Annotated in this window: 15 protein-coding genes; 12 read left to right on the forward strand and 3 right to left on the reverse strand. The window is 51.5% G+C overall.

Annotated features, from left to right (window positions below; genetic code table 11):
- From gspD to ACSV5M_RS02340, 12 genes are all read left to right on the forward strand, one after another.
- Positions 1–2,010, forward strand: a complete 2,010-nt coding sequence (gspD, locus tag ACSV5M_RS02285) for a type II secretion system secretin GspD (protein WP_439173879.1) — start codon at positions 1–3, stop codon at positions 2,008–2,010.
- Entirely contained in the window at positions 2,010–3,563 is a 1,554-nt protein-coding gene (gene gspE / locus ACSV5M_RS02290; protein ID WP_439174021.1) for a type II secretion system ATPase GspE, read from the forward strand. Before gspD ends, gspE begins: the two co-directional genes overlap by 1 nt.
- A gap of 46 nt (positions 3,564–3,609) precedes the next feature.
- On the forward strand, positions 3,610–4,842 hold the full coding sequence (gene gspF / locus ACSV5M_RS02295; RefSeq protein WP_439173880.1) for a type II secretion system inner membrane protein GspF: 1,233 nt from the start codon (positions 3,610–3,612) through the stop codon (positions 4,840–4,842).
- A 75-nt stretch (positions 4,843–4,917) separates the two neighbouring features.
- Positions 4,918–5,394, forward strand: a complete 477-nt coding sequence (gene gspG / locus ACSV5M_RS02300; RefSeq protein ID WP_439173881.1) for a type II secretion system major pseudopilin GspG — start codon at positions 4,918–4,920, stop codon at positions 5,392–5,394.
- Between the two features lie 12 nt (positions 5,395–5,406).
- The gene (locus ACSV5M_RS02305) at positions 5,407–6,069 is read left to right on the forward strand and encodes a prepilin-type N-terminal cleavage/methylation domain-containing protein (protein WP_439173883.1); all 663 of its coding nucleotides are present in this window, start codon (positions 5,407–5,409) and stop codon (positions 6,067–6,069) included.
- Positions 6,069–6,527: a type II secretion system minor pseudopilin GspI gene (gene gspI / locus ACSV5M_RS02310; protein WP_439173885.1), complete on the forward strand. Its 459-nt coding sequence runs from the start codon at positions 6,069–6,071 to the stop codon at positions 6,525–6,527. Before ACSV5M_RS02305 ends, gspI begins: the two co-directional genes overlap by 1 nt.
- Positions 6,520–7,212 carry a type II secretion system minor pseudopilin GspJ gene (gspJ, locus tag ACSV5M_RS02315; protein ID WP_439173887.1) on the forward strand — a complete coding sequence of 231 codons (693 nt, stop codon included), beginning with the start codon at positions 6,520–6,522 and terminating at the stop codon, positions 7,210–7,212. Before gspI ends, gspJ begins: the two co-directional genes overlap by 8 nt.
- Positions 7,184–8,236 carry a type II secretion system minor pseudopilin GspK gene (gspK, locus tag ACSV5M_RS02320; RefSeq protein ID WP_439173890.1) on the forward strand — a complete coding sequence of 351 codons (1,053 nt, stop codon included), beginning with the start codon at positions 7,184–7,186 and terminating at the stop codon, positions 8,234–8,236. The genes gspJ and gspK overlap by 29 nt, the downstream gene beginning before the upstream one ends.
- Before the next feature lie 83 nt (positions 8,237–8,319).
- On the forward strand, positions 8,320–9,588 hold the full coding sequence (gene gspL / locus ACSV5M_RS02325) for a type II secretion system protein GspL (protein ID WP_439173892.1): 1,269 nt from the start codon (positions 8,320–8,322) through the stop codon (positions 9,586–9,588).
- Positions 9,589–9,597: 9 nt separating this feature from the next.
- Positions 9,598–10,077 (forward strand): type II secretion system protein GspM, encoded by a 480-nt coding sequence (gene gspM / locus ACSV5M_RS02330; RefSeq protein WP_439173895.1) that lies wholly within the window; start codon positions 9,598–9,600, stop codon positions 10,075–10,077.
- Positions 10,078–10,124: 47 nt separating this feature from the next.
- A complete protein-coding gene (locus ACSV5M_RS02335; protein WP_439173898.1) occupies positions 10,125–10,892 on the forward strand; it encodes a type II secretion system protein N in 768 nt (255 codons plus the stop codon).
- A 371-nt stretch (positions 10,893–11,263) separates the two neighbouring features.
- Entirely contained in the window at positions 11,264–12,955 is a 1,692-nt protein-coding gene (locus tag ACSV5M_RS02340) for a glycosyl hydrolase family 18 protein (RefSeq protein WP_439173899.1), read from the forward strand.
- 178 nt (positions 12,956–13,133) lie between these two features.
- On the opposite strand, the gene ACSV5M_RS02345 is transcribed toward ACSV5M_RS02340, so the two are convergent.
- The 3 genes from ACSV5M_RS02345 to ACSV5M_RS02355 form a co-directional block, all read right to left on the reverse strand.
- Positions 13,134–13,277: a hypothetical protein gene (locus ACSV5M_RS02345; protein ID WP_439173901.1), complete on the reverse strand. Its 144-nt coding sequence runs from the start codon at positions 13,275–13,277 to the stop codon at positions 13,134–13,136.
- A gap of 309 nt (positions 13,278–13,586) precedes the next feature.
- Positions 13,587–13,928 carry a hypothetical protein gene (locus tag ACSV5M_RS02350; protein ID WP_439173904.1) on the reverse strand — a complete coding sequence of 114 codons (342 nt, stop codon included), beginning with the start codon at positions 13,926–13,928 and terminating at the stop codon, positions 13,587–13,589.
- Between the two features lie 4 nt (positions 13,929–13,932).
- A complete protein-coding gene (locus tag ACSV5M_RS02355) occupies positions 13,933–21,591 on the reverse strand; it encodes a SpvB/TcaC N-terminal domain-containing protein (protein WP_439173906.1) in 7,659 nt (2,552 codons plus the stop codon).
- Between the last annotated feature and the right edge of the window lie 294 nt (positions 21,592–21,885).

The raw sequence follows: 21,885 nt of genomic DNA on the forward strand, positions 1-21,885 counted from the left end.
GTGAACCTTCGTTATAAACCTGCCAAGCTCGCCGCCGTGCTGATCGCATTGTGCCTGGGCTTCAACACGGTCGCCGCAGAGCAAAGTTGGACGGTCAACTTCAATGACACGGATATCCAGCAAGTCATCAAATTCATGGCGGATGCTACCGGCAAAACCATCATCATCGACCCGAAGGTACGCGGACCGGTCAAGGTTATCTCCGCCAAGCCGCTCAATAGCGAAGAACTCTACGATCTGTTTCTTTCTGTGCTGGATGTGCATGGTTACACCGCGATAGAAAGCGGCTCGGTCGTGCGCATCGTCCCCAACCGCGACGCCCGCTCGTTGCCGGTACCCAACGAAAGCAATGTGACCGAAGTCGACGATACCTACATTACCCAGGTTATCCAGCTTAAAAATATCAGCGCAGCCAAGGTGCTGCCGACCCTGCGCCCACTGGTGCCGCAATACGGCCATATCTCCGCGTACGACTCCAGTAACGCCCTGATCATCACCGACACCCGCGCCAACATCATTCGCTTGAACGAACTGATCGCCAAGATTGACCAATCGGCGGTGATCGGCACCGAGCTGATTGAGTTGCGTTACGCCCAGGCAGCGGACATTGTAAACATCATCACCACCCTGGAAAAACCTGATCCAAACCGGGGCACTACCACCTCGCCCGTCGTGCTGGTTGCGGACAAGCGCATCAATGGTGTGATCATCAGCGGTGACGATCTGCAGCGCCAGCGGGTGAAGATGCTGATTGACCAGATGGACCGTCCGCAGACCAAAAACAGCAACATGCGCGTGGTGTACCTCAAGTACGCCAAGGCGGAAGAAGTCTCCAAGGTGTTGACCGGCATGGTGCAAAACCTGGCGCAGGCTAAACCAGTTGAAGGTCAGGCGCCTGGCGGCACTGCAGGCATTCAATTTGATGCAGATACCAATGCGGTACTGATTACCGCTGACAGCGACGTGATGGAGTCGTTGCTGACGGTAGTTGACAGCCTCGATATCCGCCGTGCCCAAGTGTTGGTGGAAGCGATTATTGTGGAGATTAGCGAAAACAATGGTAAAGAGCTGGGTATTGAATGGATGTACCGTGACAGTGAATACGGTTTTGGTAGTTCCGGACGTGGTGATCGCGGTATTCTCGGTGGCGTAGCGGGTGCTGCTTTTGAAGGAGGGGATTCAGGCTTGGCTAATCTGGCATCCGGACTGAGTGGTATTGCTGGTCAGGCATTTGGTATTGGACGCTTGGGTACGCGCACTGACTTTGCCGCCTTGATCAAGATACTGCAGGAAAACAACAAAACCAACATTCTCTCCACTCCCAATTTATTGACAACAGACAATCATGAAGCGTCAATTTCCGTTGGCCAGGAAGTCCCTTTCGAAACGGGTTCTTATACGTCGACGGGCGGTACTACCAATCCATCAAGCCCCTTTACCACCATCGAACGTAAAGATGTGGGTGTGATGCTTACTGTTACTCCCCATGTGAATGACGGGGACAGTGTGGTGCTGGATATCAGTCAGGAAGTTTCAAGCATCGAAGATACGACTACCCGCGGCATTATTACCAATAAACGGACCATCGAAACTCAGATTCTCGCGGAGAATGGTCAAATTGTTGTCTTGGGCGGGTTAATTAGAGACGAGATCCGAACCACTGATCTTAAGGTGCCTATTCTCGGCAGTATTCCTGTCATCGGTAATGCTTTCCGAAGTCAAACGTCAGATGTTGTCAAAACCAATTTGCTGGTCTTTATTCGTGCCACGGTGGTAGAAGACGGCAAAATGATGACCGGCGCCACGGCGGAAAAATACAGTGCTATCCGCGATATTCAGTTAGAGCAACGTCGTAAGGCCGGTATGCTGGTTAATAGTCGCGAAGTTCCAATATTGCCAGAGTGGGTTGATGTGGCGACACTGCCTAAGCCCGAAAGTGAGGAATCCCTGCCGACTGAGGTTATTGACCTGCGCTCCAACTCCATCGATCCACCACCGGCAGAGGAGTAATCGCCGTGACGGATGAGTTGGCCACACTCGAAGAACCTCTGGCCGCCGCAACGCTGTCAGAGGACGAAGAACAGGCTGCCAGCGCAGCGGCAGCGGAACACGCGCGCCTGCCCTTCAGCTTTGCCACCACCCACGGCGTGATGCTGGAGGAAGACGGTGGGCGCAAGTTGCTTTATCGCCCCGGCTTAACTATTGATGTACTGCTGGAGCTACAGCGTTATCTGGGCTCGGATTTCCAGATGGAAGAAGTCCCTGCGGATGACTTCCAGCGCCGCCTGACGCGCGAGTACCAAAGCGGTGAAGGTGCTGCCCAGCGCGCGGCGGAAGACCTGGGCGCCGAGTACGATCTATCCTCCCTGGCGGATGACTTGGCAGATCGCACCGACCTGTTGGCCGGCGATGATGACGCGCCGATTATCCGTTTGATCAATGCCATTTTGTCCCAGGCGGTGCGGGAAGGCGCTTCGGATATCCACCTGGAGCCTTTTGAAGATCGCGTTTCGGTGCGTTTCCGCATCGATGGTGTATTAACCGAAGTATTGTCACCTAAACCGGAATTGGCCCCGGTGCTGGTCTCGCGCCTCAAGGTGATGGCGCGCTTGGATATTGCCGAAAAACGGCTGCCGCAGGACGGCCGTATCACGGTGCGCCTGGCGGGCCACGCGGTGGATATCCGGGTTTCTACCATCCCATCGGCATTCGGTGAACGTATCGTATTACGTCTGCTCGACCAGGCCGCTGGCCAGCTCAAGCTGGAACAATTGGCGATGCCGAAGAATGTCCACGATGGCCTGGCGCGGGCGCTGTTGAAACCCCACGGCATCATCCTGGTGACCGGCCCGACGGGTTCCGGTAAAACCACCACCCTGTATGCCGGCCTGAGCCACATCAACAGCCGCAGTCGCAACATCCTGACCATCGAAGATCCGGTGGAATATCTGTTGCCCGGTATCGGTCAAACCCAGGTTAACCCCAAGGTAGAAATGACCTTTGCACGCGGCCTGCGCGCCATCCTGCGTCAGGACCCGGACGTGGTCATGGTGGGTGAGATTCGTGATGGCGAGACTGCCGAGATTGCCATCCAGGCGAGTTTGACCGGTCACCTTGTGTTATCCACCCTGCACACCAACACCGCCATCGGGGCGGTGATGCGTCTCAAAGACATGGGCGTAGAGCCCTTCCTGTTGGCGTCGAGCCTGGAAGTAGTCATGGCCCAGCGCCTGGTGCGGGTATTGTGTGAGCACTGTAAAGAACCCTACACCCCTAGCGAGGCGGAGCGGGACATGCTCAAGCTCCCGGCCAATGCCAGCATCTGGCGCCCGGTGGGGTGCAAGCACTGCAACAGCCAGGGTTATCGCGGCCGTAAGGGTATCTATGAATTAATCGAAATTAACGAGCGTCTGCGTCACCTGATCCACGAACAGGCGGGTGAGCAGGAATTGCTGGCAGAAGCGCGTAAACACAGCCCGTCCATGAGTGATGATGGCCGTAACTGTGTACTCAAAGGTATTACCAGCATCGAAGAAGTGCTGCGTGTGACGACGCAGCTATAGTCGTTATAAATAGCAAGTTGACCACAATGGGGACGCACGTTAAGGCATGGGTGCATACAGTTACCGCGCATTGAACGAGACGGGTAAGGCCGTCAAGGGCATCCTGGAGGGCGATTCCGAGCGCCAGGTCCGCAGTCAGTTGCGCGCGAAAAAACTCAAGCCACTGGAAGTCATCAGCATTACCGGAAAGGCCAGCAAAGGTAATGAGGATTCCAGCTTCTCCGGCATGCGCAGCCGCTGGGGGAAACGCCTTAATACGCGGGATCTCAGCCTGATTACGCGGCAGTTGGCGTCCCTCGTGCGTTCCGGTTTACCGCTGGATGAAGCGCTCCATGCAACTGCGCGCCAACAGAACAAACAGAACATCAAGCAGATTCTGCTGCAGGTGCGCACCAAGGTGTTGGAAGGTTTCAGCCTCGCCCAGGCGTTGGGGGAAAACCCGGCTGCATTTAATGAAATGTACCGCGCCCTGGTACGGGCCGGTGAAAGTTCCGGGTACCTCGGACCGGTATTGGAACGACTCGCCGACTACACCCAGACCAGCCAGCAGGTGCAGCAACGCCTGAAGATGGCGATGATTTATCCGGTGGTGCTGCTGGTTATCAGCATGTCGGTGATTGCAGCCTTGATGGCCTTCGTCGTGCCCAAATTGGTAGGCATCTTTGCTCATAGCCAGCGTGACCTGCCGCCACTGACCCAGGCATTGATTGTCACCAGTGATTTTGTGGTCAATTACGGCATCTATTGTGTAATTGCCCTGATCGGCTTGGTGTTTGGGATCAAGCGATTGTTGCGCAATGAAAACCGCTTGCGCACTTGGCACAGCTGGCAGTTGCGTCTGCCGGTGATCGGCAATCTGGTGCGGCAGATAAATAGCGCCCGCTTTGCGGCCACGCTGAGCCTGCTGTCATCCAGTGGTGTACCGCTGTTGCAGGCACTGAATATTGCTGGTCAGGTAATGAGTAACAAATTGCTGCAGGAATCCTGTGAGCAGGTCGCAGCAGCAGTGCGCGAGGGGAGTAGCCTGTATCGCGCCATGGAAAATGCTGGCACCTTCCCGCCCCTCCTGGTGCAGTTGGTATCCAGCGGTGAGGCCAACGGTACCTTGCCGCAACAGTTGGACAACGCGGCCCAGGACCAGGAGCGGGAACTGGAGATGATGCTCGGCATGGCCATGGGCCTGCTGGAGCCTTTAACGATTGTGTTTATGGGCCTGGCGGTGTGCCTGATCGTAATGGCTATCCTGCAGCCGATCTTTGAGATGAATAGCCTGATTTAACATCCGGTCAACCGATCGGATTAACCAAACAAGATGTAGCGAGCATTTTTTATTCGAATCGTTATGGGAGTCACTATGAAAGCGGTTAATCAATCTATATCCAACCACAAGGGAATGCGTCGGCAGGCGGGTTTCAGTTTGATCGAAATCATGGTGGTGGTGATCATCATCGGTCTGTTGGCCAGTATTGTGGCGCCGGCGGTGTTGGATCGCGCAGATGAAGCCCGTATCCAGAAAGTCCAGGCGGACTTCAAATCCATCCAAACGGCGTTGAAGCTCTACCGAATCGATAACTTCGTCTATCCCAATACCGAGCAAGGTCTGGAGGCACTGGTAACCAAACCCAGCATCGCCCCGATTCCACGCAACTGGAAAAGCACAGGTTATATCGAAACCTTGCAACAGGATCCCTGGGGGCGCCCCTATCTGTACCTCAGCCCCGGCGAGGCGCACGAATATGACATTTACACCCTGGGTGCAGATGGTGTCAGCGGCGGTGAAGGCCCCAATGCGGATATCAGCATCTGGGATCAGCCGGCTCAGTCGGAATAGAGCGAGTCTCTGATGCGTATTGAGCTTGCCAACGTCTCTGTGGATAACTATGGGGATAAGGTTGTGGGCAAGCCTGTGGTTAATCTTGTGGATAACCAAGTAAGGCAACGCCGGCAAGGTGGCTTCACCTTGCTGGAGATCATGGTGGTGATCCTGATCCTCGGTTTTTCCCTGGGGGTGGTATCTCTCTCGGTCGGCGGTGATGACGGCGCGACCGCCGCCCACAAGGAAGCGGAAGACTTTATGCTCACGGCCAATTTTGTTGCCGAGCAAACCGTGTTGAACAGCCAGATTATCGGGCTGTTTTTTGAGCCGCGCACCGCCGCTGATTCTATTGATATGCAGTGGTGTTATCGCTGGCAACAGCGACGCGATAACACCTGGCAGGAAATATCATCCCTGCCGGAGCGTTGCCTGCCGGCGCGCTTGCAGGTGGAGATGATCGTGGAGGATGAACCCTACGAACATGACCCGGATCTGACGCCGACTCCACCGGTGTTGGTATTTTATCCCAGCGGTGAATCGACCCCGTTTGAGCTGGCGATCTTTGAATCACAGGGCGGCTTCACCGAAGAGGAAACGATCCAGCGGATCGAGGTGGACATGATGAGCGGGATTCGCTGGCGCAATCGCGACGAGGCTGACGCAGCTGCCGAGGCAGCGGGATACAGATAATGGCACGACAGAGTCATCATCGGGCAAGACATTACGGGCGGGGTTTCACCCTGATCGAAGTCATGGTTGCCCTGGCCGTGGTAGCGATGGCTCTGCCAGCGATGCTGACGCTGGTGATGAGTCAGTTGGATGGCACTGTCGCCATCCGCGAAAAGACCCTGGCGTTTTGGGTGGCGGAAAACGAATTGACCCGTATCCGGATGCAGCAGCGCTACTTTACGGATATGAAACTGCCGGACACCGACAAAGGTACGGTGAATATGGGCAGTATGCAGTGGTACTGGGAGATGACGCGGGAAGAGACCACCATGGAAGACTTCTACCGGGTCGAGATCCTGGTTTATGCCGGTGGGCCGGTGAACCCCAACAGCTCTGGCAGTTCACCTTCCAGTACCGCCAGGCGCAACCTGGCCAATAAAGAACCCATGGCGCGCCTGGCAGGATTTTTAAGTGATTAAGCGGCGGCATACAGCGGGTTTTACCCTGCTTGAGGTATTGATCGCGCTGGCTATCGCGGCGGTGATTGCGGCCATGTCTTACCAGGCGATTGAAGGCGCTACCGGTGGCGCCGAGCGAACACGCGACGTGATGGCGGAGATCAACCAGTTGGACCGCACCTGGCAGATCATTGCCGCAGACATGCGCCAGGTGCTTAAACCGGAAGCTGGCTTCCAAGGTTCTCAACGTCCGCGTTTCGAATTCAGGGCGGAAAGCCTGGAGCGTACCGGTGATGACGTTGAACAGGTGCTGATGAGCTTTACCCGGCGCGGCTGGATTAATCCCATGGAACGTCTGCGCAGTGACTTGCAGCAAGTCAGTTATCGCATCGCGGAAGGTAAACTCTGGCGCGACTACCTGCCGGAGCGGAACGTGCCCATTGATGAGCTGGATTTTGAAGAAACCGCACTTAATCAGATGATGTTGGAAGGGGTAAGAGACGTGCAATTGCGCTTTCTCCCGATAGAACTGGTGCAGCAGCGCGGTCCCATTATCCTGGGTGGACAAGACTACACCCGCGATTGGGAGCCGGTGTGGCCAAGGCCGGAGCAGTCTGGCCAAGCCACGATGCCCGCTGCGGTGGAGATCACCATTGATGTCGAGGGGATGGGTGTCAGTGCGCGCCTTTTTGAGCTTACCCAGTAACCGGCAGGCAGGTGCTGTTCTGATCATGGCCTTGTTGATTGTGGCTGTGGTTGCGGGGTTGAGCATTAAATTTGCCGGGGATTACCAGCTCGGGTTAACCCGCGCCGAGAGCCGCTGGCACGGTGCCCAGGCCAGAGCCTACATGCTCGGCATGGAGGATGCGGCCCTGAAATTGCTCAAAGAAGCGGACCAGGACCCTGACGTGGATTATCTGGGAGAAGGCTGGGATACCGAAGTCCCGTTTGAGATTGACGGTGGATGGTTGCTGGCGCGGGCGGTGGATGCCAGTAGTGCAATTGACTTGAACTCGCTGACCACAAGCAACTTTGGTGAGCGCCCTTTGACAGATCCGGAGCGTTATACCGAGCATCAACGTCGATTTATACGCCTGTTGCAGACTTTCCCGGATCTGCCCATCCAGTTGGAGGAAGCCTGTCAGATTGTCGAGGCTATCGTCGACTGGACTGACCCGAATGATGAAGAGTCGGGGTTTGGCGGGGCCGAATCCTATTATTACCAAGGGCTGGAGATGCCCTACAACGCGGCTAACGGGAATTTCAGAAGTGTGGATGAGCTACGACTGGTGCGCTACATGACCCCCGAGCTGATGATCCTGTTGCGGCCTTACATTACGGTATTACCTTCGGCGGTTTCCCCGGGTGGACAACCCCCCCAGGGTGGGCAACAAGGGAGTTCATCCAACATCAATGTAAACACCATGCCGCCGCACTTGCTGCGAACGCTGAACGCTAAAAATATCCTGGCACCGTTAGGAGAGATGGAAGCCGAGCAGCTGGCACAAGCCATGCCTGCGGAGGGTTTCTACAAGGCAGTAGAAGAGTTTAAAGAAAGTTGGAACAACGCGGTGGGCGGTGAACTGGATATGAACGGGCTCGCGGTCAAGACAGATTATTTCTGGCTCTACATCCAGGTCGATCTTGTGGAGCAGCGACGCGGCATGCAGAGCTTGATCCAGCGCGACGGACAGAATTTTAAAGTGGTATTGCGCAACGATACCTACTAAACAAAACACCATCTGCACACGGCGGATAACAACACAATAACAGCCCTCTTTGGGCCGGCATTCAACAGGTGAAGCAAGGCGTTATGTCAGATCAACTTGTGCTCTATATCAATCGCGCAGCGGATACCTATCGCTGGTGCTGGCTCGATGCCAGCGGGCGCGCGCTCACCGATACGGCTGGCAGCGGAGATCTGCAAGCTCTGGAGGCGAGCCTGGGAGCCGGTACCCACCAGGCCTGGTTGATTGTCCCCGGCACCAAGGTCATTACCCGCGAACTCGAATACAACGAGAAAGAAAAGAAACACCTGCGTAACCTCTTGCCGTTCCAGTTGGAAGATACGGTTATCGGTGACGTCGACCGTTTTCATTTTGCCCTTGGGCCCTTGAATAACGGCAGAGTCTGCGTTGCCTACATAGAGAAAGCCTGGCTGGAACAGGTTTTCGAGCAATTGAAAAATATCGCAGTGGAAGTCACCCATTGTTGGTCGGCACCCTTGGCGCTGCCGTTGGTTAGTGCAACTGTGCCGGCGGAAGGTGCTGAGCTCACCGCCGAGTCCACCGATCATTGGACCCTGCAGATCCATGAAGGCGTGGTCATGGTGCGCTACACCGAGCACCTGGGGTTCAGTGTAGACGTGCCCCATGCACGCTTGGCGTTGCAAATGCTGTTAACCGCCCAGGAGCGGGTCGATCAACTGCCGCAACTGACACTGCGTGCTGTCAACGAGCGGGATCTGGTTGATCTGCGCGAGTTGCTTCCGCCATCTTTGAGTGAGCAGGTCATTAGCGAAGTGCTGGTGGATTTTTGGCAGTTTGATTACAGCGATTCCAGTATTGACCTGTGCCAGGGGGACTTCTCCCAACGTCTACCCATTGAACGCTGGTGGCGCAACTGGCGCTCGGTAGCCGCCCTGGCGGCCGTCAGTCTGGGGGTTTACATCGGTGTGCTGCTGTATCACATCCATGTGTTGAAAGATGAAAACCTGGAGATTCGCCGGCAGATTGAAAGTGTGTATCGCACGGTCGTGCCCCAAGGCGCCCTGGTGGATGCCGAGAAACAATTGACCGGTATGGCGCGCGGGCTGCAACCGACCGGGCAATCGGCCAGCGCGATGGAGCTTATCTCCCAGGTTTTGCCGCCCCTGAGTGGCAACGACTCTATCATTCTGCGCAGCATCCAATATTCGGCGGATACCAGCGAAATTAACTTGAACCTGCAGGCCAATGCGTTTAATTCCATTGAACAGGTACGTACCAATATCGAACAAAAAGGCTTGAAGGCGGAGCTACTCAGCTCCAGTGCCCAGGGCGAGATTTTCTCGGCGCGCCTCAAGATCAGCAAACTTAACTGACCTACGCTTATGAACGAACTCCTGGCTCATTTCAGTCGTTTCAATCGCCGCGAGCAAACCACCATGCTGGTGGGCGGTATCGCGGTGTTGCTGTATGTACTGTGGATTGCAGTACTGGCGCCCTTGCAGGCCAAGCGCGATAACCAGGTGCTGGCCAACACCACCACGACCCAATCCCTCGGGCGGGTAAAATTATTGGCAGCTCAGATCCAGCAATCGCGTAATCAGGGCGGGCAGTCTGCCGGTTCCGGGGAGAACATCAGCCGTCTGATCGACGCCAGCCTGCGCGCCAACAACCTGAGTATGAGCGGCTTCCAGCCCGGCACCGCCGGTGAAGTGCGGGTGCGGCTGGATCGCGCGCCCTTTGAATCCCTGATGCAGTGGCTCTACGACGTGGAGTACAAACACAATATTGCGGTGCGCGACCTGTCTATTGCCTCGACCAACGAGCCGGGGCAGGTCACCGTCAATATTCGGATGCAGAAATAAAACCATGATGGCGAGCGTGAAACCCGCAGAGCCGGTGAGACTGAACGATGAACAATAAATTCTGGATTGCCTTGGGTGTTCTTATCTGGCTGGTGTTTGTGATCAGCCAGATCCCGGCGGTATGGGGTGCCTGGTTTATGACGCGCGGTAGCGATCAACTGGCGCTTAGCGGTGTGAGCGGTAGTTTATGGGAAGGGCGTGCAAGCCTGGCCAGTGTCAAGGTCCAACAAAAAGACTACTCCCTCGGTGAACTGCGTTGGGAGCTGCACCCGCTCTCATTAGTGTTTTTGAATCCCTGTGCCACGATCCACACCAAGCAGGATCGCCAACAGATAGACGGCGACGTCTGTACCAGCCTGGGCGGTGATATTGAACTACAGGACGCGGATATCACGGCACCGGCCGCCTTATTCCAGGGGGCTCTGCCGCTGCCCTTCGACGGCCAGTTATCGGCGCGGATCGAAGAATTGGAAGTGGGTAATCAGCAGTTGCAACGCCTGAATGGCAACCTGACCTGGAGTTCGGCGCGCATTCACAACGGCAACAACTGGATGGATCTGGGTAGCTTTGCGGCGGAACTGAGCCAGGCGCCGGAAGGTGTCAACGCCAATATCTTCAACATCGATGGTCCGGTTCAATTGCAATTGCAAGCCATGCTGGCATTGGCCGGTGGCGGCACTGTCAAAGGCCAGTTCAGCATGAGCCAGGCCTTTGCCGAGGAGATCAATGCGGGTGCCTGGATTTCCATGTTTGCCCAGCCGGACGGCACAGACGACGCCGGTAATAGTCGTTATCGGGTCGATATGAGTCTGTAACCCCTCGTTCTTTAGTGGCGCCTCAGTATAGGCGTCACGGTTTTCTTTCCCTGCACTTCCTGCCATCCCGTACAAATTGCTGCGCTGTGAACTCCATCAAAATTTCACCGACTTCATCTTAACTACCACGCCAGGGGCCTGCGTTCTTTGGCCGCGCCAGCCCTTATTTGTGGCGGCATATAGTTTTTAGGGATAAAAACAACGTTGTCTTAAAGCGGATTCACCGTTGTTGTCACTGCGGCTCCGTTCTAGGATCGAAATGCTGTATCCCTTCTGTAACAAAACCGCCTCGCGCTGCCCCTCGGTCAAGGAATGGGGCTGGGTGAGGTATTGATCGTTCACACTACTGATAATCAAAAGGTCATCCCAATATGACAGTCATAGCCAATAACAACAGGTGTGGTAACCGGGCCGGTGGCAGCGGCTCAACAAGCAATTTCAATACATTCATGGTCGGGCTGGTGCAAGGGTGCGCCGGTATCCTCGTATGGGCGATGATGAGTCATGCCTACGCGGCAGATTGTTCATCCATCCCGCAATGGAGCAACACCGCTGTTTACACCCAGGGAAATAATGTTCAGCGTAATCTAAATGTCTACCGAGCCAATTGGTGGACCCAGGGCGCTGACCCGGTGACGCATTCGGGGCAATGGCAGGAGTGGACGGCGATTGGTGTCTGCGATGGGGTGACCAGCAGCTCATCATCCAGCGTGATCAGCAGTTCATTGCCTTCAAGCAGCTCATCGGTTGCGTCGAGTGTGATCAGCTCATCGGTCAGCAGTTCATCGGTCGGTGGCAGCTGTGCATCACCGACTTATTCAGCAGGCACGGCCTACAGCGCAAACCAACTGGTCCAGAACGCTGGCGATGAATACCGCTGCACCATCGCCGGCTGGTGTTCTTCCAGTGCAGCCTGGGCCTATGCGCCGGGTACCGGAGCCCATTGGCAGATGGCCTGGGAATTGGTGAGAAGTTGTGGGGTGATGTCTTCTTCCTCAAGCTCTGTCGTTTCATCGAGTGTTGGTTCTAGCATCAACAGTTCATCATCCAGCAGCGGCAACAGCGACGACGATTATCGAATCATCTCCGGCTATTGGCACAACTTCGACAATGGTTCGGGTGTGATTCCGATCAGTCAGGTGTCCGATGCGTTCGATGCGATCAACGTGTCCTTTGCGGAACCCACCGGCGCGGCACCCGGCATGATCGGATTTGTCCTTGATCCGGCCTTCAACGCACAGGAATTCAAAGCCGGCATCCAGGCCAAACAAGCCGCCGGGAAAAAGGTCATCATCAGCATCGGCGGTGCCAATGGTCAGGTGCAATTACCCACGCTGGCCGCACGTAATAACTTCGTAAATTCGATGATCGCCATCATTGACGAATACGGCTTCGACGGGCTGGATGTGGACTTTGAAGGACATTCGCTATTCCTTAACCAAGGCGATACGGATTTTCGCAACCCCACCACACCGGTTATCGTGAATTTGATCGGTGCCCTGCGCGACCTTACCGATCATTACGGCGAAGACTTTATGCTCACCATGGCTCCGGAAACTTTCTTCGTGCAGTTGGGATACAGCTTCTACGGCGGTACCTGCCTGGGTTGCGACAGACGTGCCGGCGCCTATTTGCCGGTGATCCACGCCATGCGCGATCAACTGGATTGGTTGCAAGTGCAGAACTACAACTCTGGTCCGATTATCGGTTTGGACAATCAATACCACACCATGGGCGTAGCGGATTTCCACATTGCCATGATCGACATGTTACTTACCGGCTTCACCATCGCCGGCACCAACGACTTCTTCCCGCCCTTGCGGCAGGATCAGGTGCTGCTCGGCCTGCCCGCGAACAACAATGCCGGCGGTGGTTTCACCAGCGTGTCGCAAGTGCACAGTGCGTTAAATTGTTTGATCAAGTTGCAAGGCTGCACCACTTATCAACCACACAACGCCTGGACCGATTTGCGCGGCGTAATGACCTGGTCGATTAACTGGGATAAGTTCAACAACTTTGAGTTCTCGACGAACCATCGGCAGTATTTGGATAGTTTGCAGTAGTTCTCCTGACCGGGATGGCGGACGCTGTCCCGGTTTTCTCCGTAAAAGCCCACATTGAGAACGTTGTCCATTTGGATGTTATCTCATCATCTGTAATGAACGGAGCTATGGTTGCTCTGTAAAGCACAGTTTTCAACTTTCGTACATTACCTTAATCAACTCAGATATTTTTTCTAAGCTATTGATAGGTTTGCGTCCTGCCAAACAGGCCACTGGTCGTGGCGTGTGTCAGGCGATTCAGTTTGTCGTAGGCAAAGTTCTCGGTGATGGTTTCCTGCACTGCGCCGCTGTTGTTGGTGCGCGCGGTGGTGCGTGAATACAAATTACCGAGGCTGTCGAAGGTGTAACTCAGGTTTTGGATATCACCGTATAAATTGGTGACCTAGTTGTTATTACTCAATCTGCCGGATTTAATGCTCCTGAGGTGACTGCTGGTGGCATCAAACTCGGCTTGGGTGACAACACCATTGCTCCATAACTGGCGATGAAATTACTCCTTCATTTTCTGATTGTTAAAAGCAAAGCCGGATGCCGAAGTCGGCTTGGCTAAATCGCAGAGCGTAAAATCTGACTTGGCGCATAAAATCAACGACATTGACCCTATTAAACGTGTTGTTGGTCGCCTTGATTCTCAGGCCATTCTTTCTATCAATGAGAGAGCAATTGCTTCCTTTGATTTTTTATTTTTTGCTATTTTTTGTTGGAAATCCTCCGTTTTATTAATCCAATTGGAGTATTTGCTATCACGCAAATCAAGATCAAATTCAAAAATCTGTTTATCCTGAGTGATAATTAAGCCGCAATACGTTTCATTCCCATCAGGAAATATGGATATTAAGAATGAATTTTTATATGCAATCTCTTTGTTGATAAGTTGATTATAAAATTCCTCGGGTAATAATTTTTTGCAATGAAATTTTTCATTAAGATCAAGTAATTCCGTTTCGGTAATCTCATTAAATAAACTGTTCATAAAGTCAAATCCCTCCGGGGAATGCAGAAATTAGCTCGCCAGTTCTATTTGTTATTACAGTGAATGTATTAGTCGAATGGCCACCCATATTCCCTGCCAAATTTCCAACTGTTTTATCGGAAGTGACAGTTCTGGCGAAATTTCCATTCTCTAAATTTCTTGCAGTAGATTGAACAGTCTTTTTATCACTTAACAAAGCTCTAACTTCCGACTGTGACAAAGTAAACTGACTTTTATTTGAAGATTTGGCTGGGTTTAAGTGGCGATCAATAACGTGTTTAAAACCTTTATTTGAAATATTAATTCTTGACTGAACTCTTCCTGGAACAGCCGCTGCCCTCAACGCTTTTTCTGCTTTTTTTGCAGCCCTAACCTCCCATGCAACCTTCGCTATAACACCTAACTCACCACCCACAGCCAAAGATGCAATACCCAGTTGCTGCTGAGCCATCTCAATGCGCATATCTTGCATACACTGCGCATCGCCATTACACGCCTGTTGTATGCCCGGCTCAAAATTATAAACGCTAAATGGCCCAGCTCCCCATGAAGGTACGTTATACGATACGGTCTGAAAAATACTGCCAGCACTTACCGAATTAACCGTCGATAAATCTACTCCGTTCCTGGTATCGCTTAGAGTGCCATCCGGATTAATAGTTGCAGCAGTCGTCCAGTGCGTGGCAAGTACATATGACGTTGTTGTAGCCCATTGCCATGAAGCCGATTGATGGTAAGAGACATTCATAAAGTACTGCATCATATCGCTCATATACCCCGTCGGATCGGTATAACTCAACGGATTATTAAACGTGTAACTGTACCGATTGAAACTCTGGCTGTTATACGGCGACTGGATAAACAAATCTGCACTAAGAAATCTTCCCAGACTAGGATCATAAATTCGCCCGCCCATATGAATCAGGTTATGGCTATCAAGCTGGTCATGACCTGTATAACCACTGGTAGTGGTGGCGTTGAAAGTGTTGAGTTCTGCGCTGGTTAACGGCCCCGGTTTCCAATCCGCTTTTTGCCTCTCACCCCAGGTACTGAAACTCATGCGGCTAACAAATTGCCCGAGCGCATTGGTAATGGATTCCGTAGAACCCAAATGATCACTGTGCAGATACTGCGTATCAGTGGCAGTTTGCGTGCCACTGACGAGTGTGCGGGTACTGAGTATCACCCCATCCACATAACTCTTTTGTATGGTGGTTGATCCGTTAACCGTGACTTCATAAACACCGCCAGCCAGCTTGTAAGTCGTACCGCTGCTACTGACCTGTTTGTAAAGTTCGTGATCCGGCCCGTAGAAGAAATCGGTGGTGGCGCTTCCTGCAATACGTGTGGGTTTGTTGAAGACATCGTAAGTGAGTGTTTCACTGCCACGTGCGATCATGTTGCCGTAGCGGTCGTAGCTATAGTTGATGCCGCCCGCAGAGGTCACGGCATGAATACCCGCATTGCGCACGCGAGCGTAGGCGAGTGTGCCCACATCGTTATTCACGCTGCTGCCGGTGAGGGTATCGGTGCGGTTGACGAGATTGCCGAGACCACCGGTATCGTATTGATAGGTTTGCGTCCTGCCAAACAGGCCACTGGTCGTGGCATGTGTCAGGCGATTCAGTTTGTCGTAGGTAAAATTCTCGGTGATGGTTTCCTGCACCGCGCCGCCGTTGTTGGTGCGCGCGGTGGTGCGTGAATATAAATTACCGAGACTGTCGAAGGTGTAACTCAGGTTCTGGATATCACCGTATAAATTGGTGACCTGGTTGGCGCCACTCAGGCGACCGGATTTGATGTTGCTCAGGTAGCCGCTGGTGGTATCAAATTCGGTTTGGGTGACAATCCCATTACCCCATAACTGGCGATTGAAATTACCACGTGTGTCTATAGTATTGCCAAGAACCCAGAGCACTTTGGGTGAGGCGCTATTAGTGACGTCGGTGGTTTTGGTTTGGTAACCAGCGGCATGATACTCACGCTGGATTTTAAAACCGTTGGGATAAGTCGTCGTCGTTGGGCGACTGAAGTTGTCGTAGGTGTAAATAAATTCACCGCCACTCAACCCCGAGGTTGTGACTACCTGACGGCTTAACCGTGAGAAACCATCGTAAAAATATTCTTCGGTAAAGCCATTACCGGTGCGTGAAGTGAGTTGTCCTTGCTGGCGGGTATCCCACAACCAGCTGTACGCCGTGGTACTGCCATTGGGTAATTTATCCAGGCGACTGATTTGTCGACCCAATTGGTCGTAGTCCCAGGTGATGGATTTTTCGATACCACTGGCACCTTGTTGCCAGGTTTGTTTACGCAATTCTCCATGCCCGTTATAGGCAAAATGGATATTCCCTGCATCCGGATCACTGATAAAGGTCTTGTTGCCCGCGAGATCATGGGTGATATTGATCTGGGTTGCTAGGTTATTATTGACTTGCGTACGTTCCAGATTGCCCAGGGAGTCATATACATAATTGACGGTATTGGATAACGCATCTTCCACTTTAACCACTTGCCCCAGTGCATTCAGGGTGCGGCTGCTGGTTTGTATTTCAGAGCCACCGGTAGGTTTGATCACCAGAATAGAGTCGGTTACGACAAGGCCATCGCTGCTGGCCATGTAAGTCGTGGTTTTGCTGCCACCATCGGAGCCGGTAATGGTATTGGCACGACCTAGGGAATCGTAATTGCTGAATACTGTCCAGGCAAAAGCAGAACTGGTATCCGCATAAATACCATTGGTTGCGTAGGGTTCCGACACGCGATTCAGATAACCACTCGCAAGATATTCTGTTGCCTGATTCACTACCTGTCCATCAAGACTGTAGGAGACACTGCGTACTTCACGTTGCAATGCATCATAGAAGGCAATACTGAGCGGTGAACCCAATTTGCCTGATTGACTACTGTGCGTAGTTTGTGTGGCAACACCATAATATGCACCGCTCGGGCAAGTAACCGGTGCGTTGGTGCAGTAGAAGGAAATACTGGAGGTAAGGCTGCCATCGGGTGAGCGTACCGATACCGGCCTGCCGAGGGCATCATAAGTATTGGTCGTGGTTTGACCCAATACTGTTTCGGTTTTGATGGTGCCAAAACGCTTGTCGTACGTCAGTGTTGCCTGATGGCCTTTGGCATTGGTAATGGTTTGCGGGTAAATGCCATCCGTGAAATTACTGAAGCTGGTGACTCGCTCGGGTTCATCGGTGCCATCCATATCTTTCGCGACTTCGGTAATGCTGCTTACCACACCATTGCTTTCGTAAGCATAGGTTGTTGTGCTCTGGATGGCTTCGTTTTTAAAGGCGGTGCGGGTCAGGATGTCGCGCTGCGGGTTGGGGGTGAATTCTGTGACGATGGTTTTTAAATCGGCACTGCCTGCTTTGGAAATATGCTGCGTTGATTTATTGAGAAAATCATCGTGGCAAGCGATAGTGGCATAGTCATATTCGTTTATGACTTGCTGATTGCTCAATTCACCAGTGACTTCGGCACCACTGAACCCTTTACCCATTTTGGTAGTTTGCCCGGTGATATTGCCGCAGGTATCAAAGGTGTTAATCATTTTACTCACACTGACGGGCAAGTTTTCGCTGGTGGTGGTCAGCTCATAACTTTTTTGCAACGAGTCACTGAGATAAGGAAAACGGGCATTTTGTGAATGAATGGCGTAGGCATTATTCACCACAGAAATAAGCTTGCCGCTATTGTCTTTCACGGTTTGTTTGCTGATGCGACCCACAAAAGGCCAATCCTGACGGTATTCACTAACGGATGACACACCGGTAGTGGCATTGGTAGCGGTAATGGATTTGAAACCAGCAAATCCGCGGTGAATATCCTGGCGGCCACCGTGGTAATGGTAATAAGTGTGATTGAAGCCGCCCACTCCGTTACTGGTAGATACTTTTTTCACCACCTGCATCGCACGGTTTACCGGCAGTTGAGGGAACGTAGGTACAGTGTTTTCCGGTGTGTAGAGTGGTTGGCCGTTGTTGGCATCGCCAGTTAGGGGGCTGTAGGACAACTCTGTGACGACACCAAAGCCGTTGGTGATTTTATTGATTAAATCAGGTTGTTGTTGTTTGGCTAGATAGACCTTGTTGCTGATATATATATCAGGAATTCCATCATTATTAGCGTCACCTCTGAAAGGATTAACAGCTTGTTCTTCAGAGAGAGCTACAGCATCTAATAGATAATTAAACATGCCATTGAATGGATCAATATCGCTATCCACAAATTGCAACGTGCCATTGACATAAGTTGCGTAAAATACCCTCATCCGGGTTACGGCAGAGGACTCTTTTGAAAATACAATAAAATCATCGAGTCCATCTTTGTTGTAATCCATCACAAACGAATATTGCCCTACAGAACCATTGTTCATTGGTGCAATCCGTATATTCGTGCCTATTAAGGGCAGCTCTGTGTGTGGCACTATTTTCCCGGTAGACAACTTGATTGCCCACCTGTTTACTATGTTTGGATTTACTATGACTGGATCTGTATGGGTATCTGGGTAGAGTACGTCTTTATTACCATCACCATTGATATCTATCCATGTACGCCAGGAACCGAGGTTCCCTCTCATATAGGCACTCGCAGGAGCGTTATATGTATTGCCTGTACCCGGCATTCTGATTTGGGGATTAACACTGCCAACCCTTCCAAAACCAGCAAGTGTTCCACCAAAACTGTTACCTGTATTCGGGTATGCATATAGCGCATTATTATAGTTGCCTGTTCCTTGATAATACCCGTGAAATTTAACTACGGTTTGATCTGGAAGGCCGTCATTGTCAACATCCACATGACTGAGCTCAGTATAAAAGCTTGGACTCTCTGGATTTCCTCCAACGACAGAAGAGCTAACGAATGTCGCATTGTTTTGTTGTATCCAGAATCGGTTATCGATTGTGATATCGGTCAGCCCATCGTTATTTAGATCCACTGTCTGCACATTAGGTTCGTAATTGGCATTACGCACCACACTGCTGATTAACTGTGAGGTCATGGCACTTGAAGGCGCCATGCGGCTCAAATAAATATCCAGATAATTTGTTGTGCCTTGGGTGCGGCGAACACCTGTTATTGCTGCTTTTCCTTGTCGGGTTTGGATTACATAAAAGAATTGTGCATCGGTATATGTTGAGGCAACAAAGTTTCCGGTTGCTGTGCCCCATCCAAGCAAACGTTTTTTGCCAATCGTGTCTACATACCCATCTCCATTAAAATCTTCCCACAAAGCTACATCAGTCACTGGTTGGTTATTGGTATAAAGCAATGGGTGCGGAGTAGTTTCAAAGCCAAGAGTCCCCAATTGCCAATCAAATGTTAGTGGTTTCGCACACCTCCATGTACTGGATTCATAACCGCATTCTTGAATGGTATCGACCAATTCACGGTTGGTTGTTTGGCTTTGTTTGTAGTTTATTCGATACTCTTTGATTGGAGATGCTGTTGATGAGCCTGCGTAAGTGGTGATTTTTTCCAACACTTTCGTGAACTGATATTTGTTGCCAGCATCATATCCCCACGGAGTTTGGCCGTTGCGGTTTTTGTAACTGAACACGGCAAGCGCTGTAGCACCTAACTGTATTCTTGAGGGGTAGTGTTCACCATTAGTGTTATTTTGTTCGTAAACTATTGTGTATGTATTACCATAAGCATCTTCAACTTTATCCAGTGCCCATGTGCTAACTGGACCGTTATATTGATTAGTTGCATAGACTTTACTGTTTTGTGAGTTTGCCTGTTCTCCGTAGGTGAGAATACGTCCGTCTTTTGTCCAGACTTTGAAATAATCATGACCACCATTTGCACTTGAGCTGTATGCAACAATTCTTGTGAAGCTATCGATTTCTGTCTTGTACTCCTGCCCTGTTGCCCAATAGGTAGCATCATTCGCTGTGTTTGAACTGGAAGCAACGACCAGCTTTTGTCCATCGAGACACAATCGATCCCCGGTGGTGTAACGTGGATTGGGTTTTTGTGCTTCAGCGCCTTCAGTGGCAAAGCTGGTACGGCAACGAGTAATAGCAGAAAGCCCACCCAGTCCCCAGCCCACCCCCATTAATCCATTACCACTGCGGCTGTTGTAGTTAAGGGATAGCTTCGGTTTTAAATCACGAACAGCGGGAGGCAACTCGATAGGAATTGAATAGATTGCTGCACCATTTTGAATATTTAAATTGCCTTGGGTGGTTGCCACCATTTGGTTCGCTGTCAAGTTAGGTAAACCTGAGTTAGTCAATGAATAAGCAAATAGAGAAGGCGCCTGGGTGTTGAAATCAAAAGCGGTATGTGGAATCACTAAGGTGGATGCAGTTTTCCATCCGGAACAACCCGTTCCATTACAAGCTCTGATTCGATAGGTGTAGCTAATCCCTAACGCAACAGCAGGATCTGTATAGCTGGTGACATTGGCGGATGAAATTCCGGAACCATTTTTTTGCAATTCATAGCGGGTTGCGCCAGTTGAACCGGCCCAACTGATTGCAACGTTAGCCCCATTCATAATCGCGGAGATGGATGCAGGTATTCCTGGAATGGGCGGAATAGTTACGCTGCTGGACTCGCGCCATGCTGAGCAACCAGCGGAGCTACATGCACGGATTTGGTATATGTAAGCTGTATTTGGAACGGCTGTAGAATCTGGGTAAGAGGTACTGGTTACTGTTGTTAAATCACCTGAATTGCGTTGGATTTCATAGCGGGTAGCACCCGTGACAGGCGCCCAACTTAAAGCAATTGCGGGGCCGTTGATGCTGGCACCCAAGCTCGCAATTTGTGCAGGAACAATAGCAACCTCGACTTGCGATGAGGTTAGCCAACCAGAGCAACCTGTTCCGTTACAAGCACGAATCTTGTAAGTAAAGGTTCCCAGTCCAGATGGATCTGTATAGCTGGTTGTATTAAGTGTCTTGATAGTGGCATTGTTACGTTGTAGTTCATAAGACGTCGCCCCGCTGGATGAAGGCCAGTTAAGGGAAACTGATTGGCCACTGGGTGTTGCATTAATAGAAGCCGGAGGAACGGGAATGGCCGGAATAGTGACACTGTTGGAAGAAACCCACGCTGAACAGCTAGTACTATTTTTGCAAGCACGAATTCTGTAAGTGTAGGCAATACCTGGAGTTGCTGATGTGTCGGAATAAGGTGTTCCCGAGTCAGTGGTTAATGCATTGTTGTTACGTTGAATGTCATAAGTCGTTGCGCCACTTGAAGAAGACCATGAAAGATTGATTTTTGTGTTGGAGACAGCGGCAGAAAAGTTGGTAGGTGCAGCTGGCGGGAATGAAACAGTAATAGTTTTTGATATGAATGTGCAGCTTTCTCTGGGACCTACTGGAGTATTAATTCTGTCGCAATCTTTTAATCCATACTGATATGTCCCCTCTGGTTTTCCTGTCACATTGAAAGTGTGTGTGCCTGGCATGCCACTTCCAAATATAGAAGGGTCTACGAATTCCCCATTAGTTAATTCATACAGGTGCGCGTAAGTTCTATCGCCACTCCAGCTGATCGTAAAGTTGCCATCGTCGTCAGTGGCGGGTACGTTAAAAGTTAAGGCTTGGGCGGGCACTGTACACAGTAGAGCCGTCAAGAATATAAATAAAGAAGATATAAAAGAACAGGCATTCATCCTGAAGGGCATCATTTTATGTTCCTGTGAATTAATCATATGAGACAAACGGAAATTCTGGAGAGCAGGGTTGGCAGAGCAGATAAGCGATAGCGAGGCGATAGCATCAATAACTCTCCTTAGTCCGTAGCAGTAAACGAGCGCTGCTCATTATCGTTCCTTTGTATGGGCGAGGTTGTGTTGTGCAAGGCGGTAATTTAGCGAGTAAAAAAATAAAAAACAATGCTTTTGCTTATAACATTATTTAAACTGAATGGGCAATGTGGTCAGTAGGTCCCAATAACCATATCTGGCAACAGCCGGTGATCC

Origin of the sequence: Cellvibrio sp. ARAG 10.3 (assembly GCF_051846955.1) — a bacterium.
Classification (GTDB): Bacteria; Pseudomonadota; Gammaproteobacteria; order Pseudomonadales; family Cellvibrionaceae; genus Cellvibrio.

Excerpts from the sequence above, each read along its gene's own strand:
- gspF (WP_439173880.1), top strand. The coding sequence starts at position 3,610 with ATGGGTGCATACAGTTACCGCGCATTGAACGAGACGGGTAAGGCCGTC.
- gspG (WP_439173881.1), top strand. The coding sequence starts at position 4,918 with ATGAAAGCGGTTAATCAATCTATATCCAACCACAAGGGAATGCGTCGG.
- ACSV5M_RS02305 (WP_439173883.1), top strand. The coding sequence starts at position 5,407 with ATGCGTATTGAGCTTGCCAACGTCTCTGTGGATAACTATGGGGATAAG.
- gspI (WP_439173885.1), top strand. The coding sequence starts at position 6,069 with ATGGCACGACAGAGTCATCATCGGGCAAGACATTACGGGCGGGGTTTC.
- gspL (WP_439173892.1), top strand. The coding sequence starts at position 8,320 with ATGTCAGATCAACTTGTGCTCTATATCAATCGCGCAGCGGATACCTAT.
- gspM (WP_439173895.1), top strand. The coding sequence starts at position 9,598 with ATGAACGAACTCCTGGCTCATTTCAGTCGTTTCAATCGCCGCGAGCAA.
- ACSV5M_RS02335 (WP_439173898.1), top strand. The coding sequence starts at position 10,125 with ATGAACAATAAATTCTGGATTGCCTTGGGTGTTCTTATCTGGCTGGTG.
- ACSV5M_RS02340 (WP_439173899.1), top strand. The coding sequence starts at position 11,264 with ATGACAGTCATAGCCAATAACAACAGGTGTGGTAACCGGGCCGGTGGC.
- ACSV5M_RS02350 (WP_439173904.1), bottom strand. The coding sequence starts at position 13,928 with ATGAACAGTTTATTTAATGAGATTACCGAAACGGAATTACTTGATCTT.
- ACSV5M_RS02355 (WP_439173906.1), bottom strand. The coding sequence starts at position 21,591 with ATGATGCCCTTCAGGATGAATGCCTGTTCTTTTATATCTTCTTTATTT.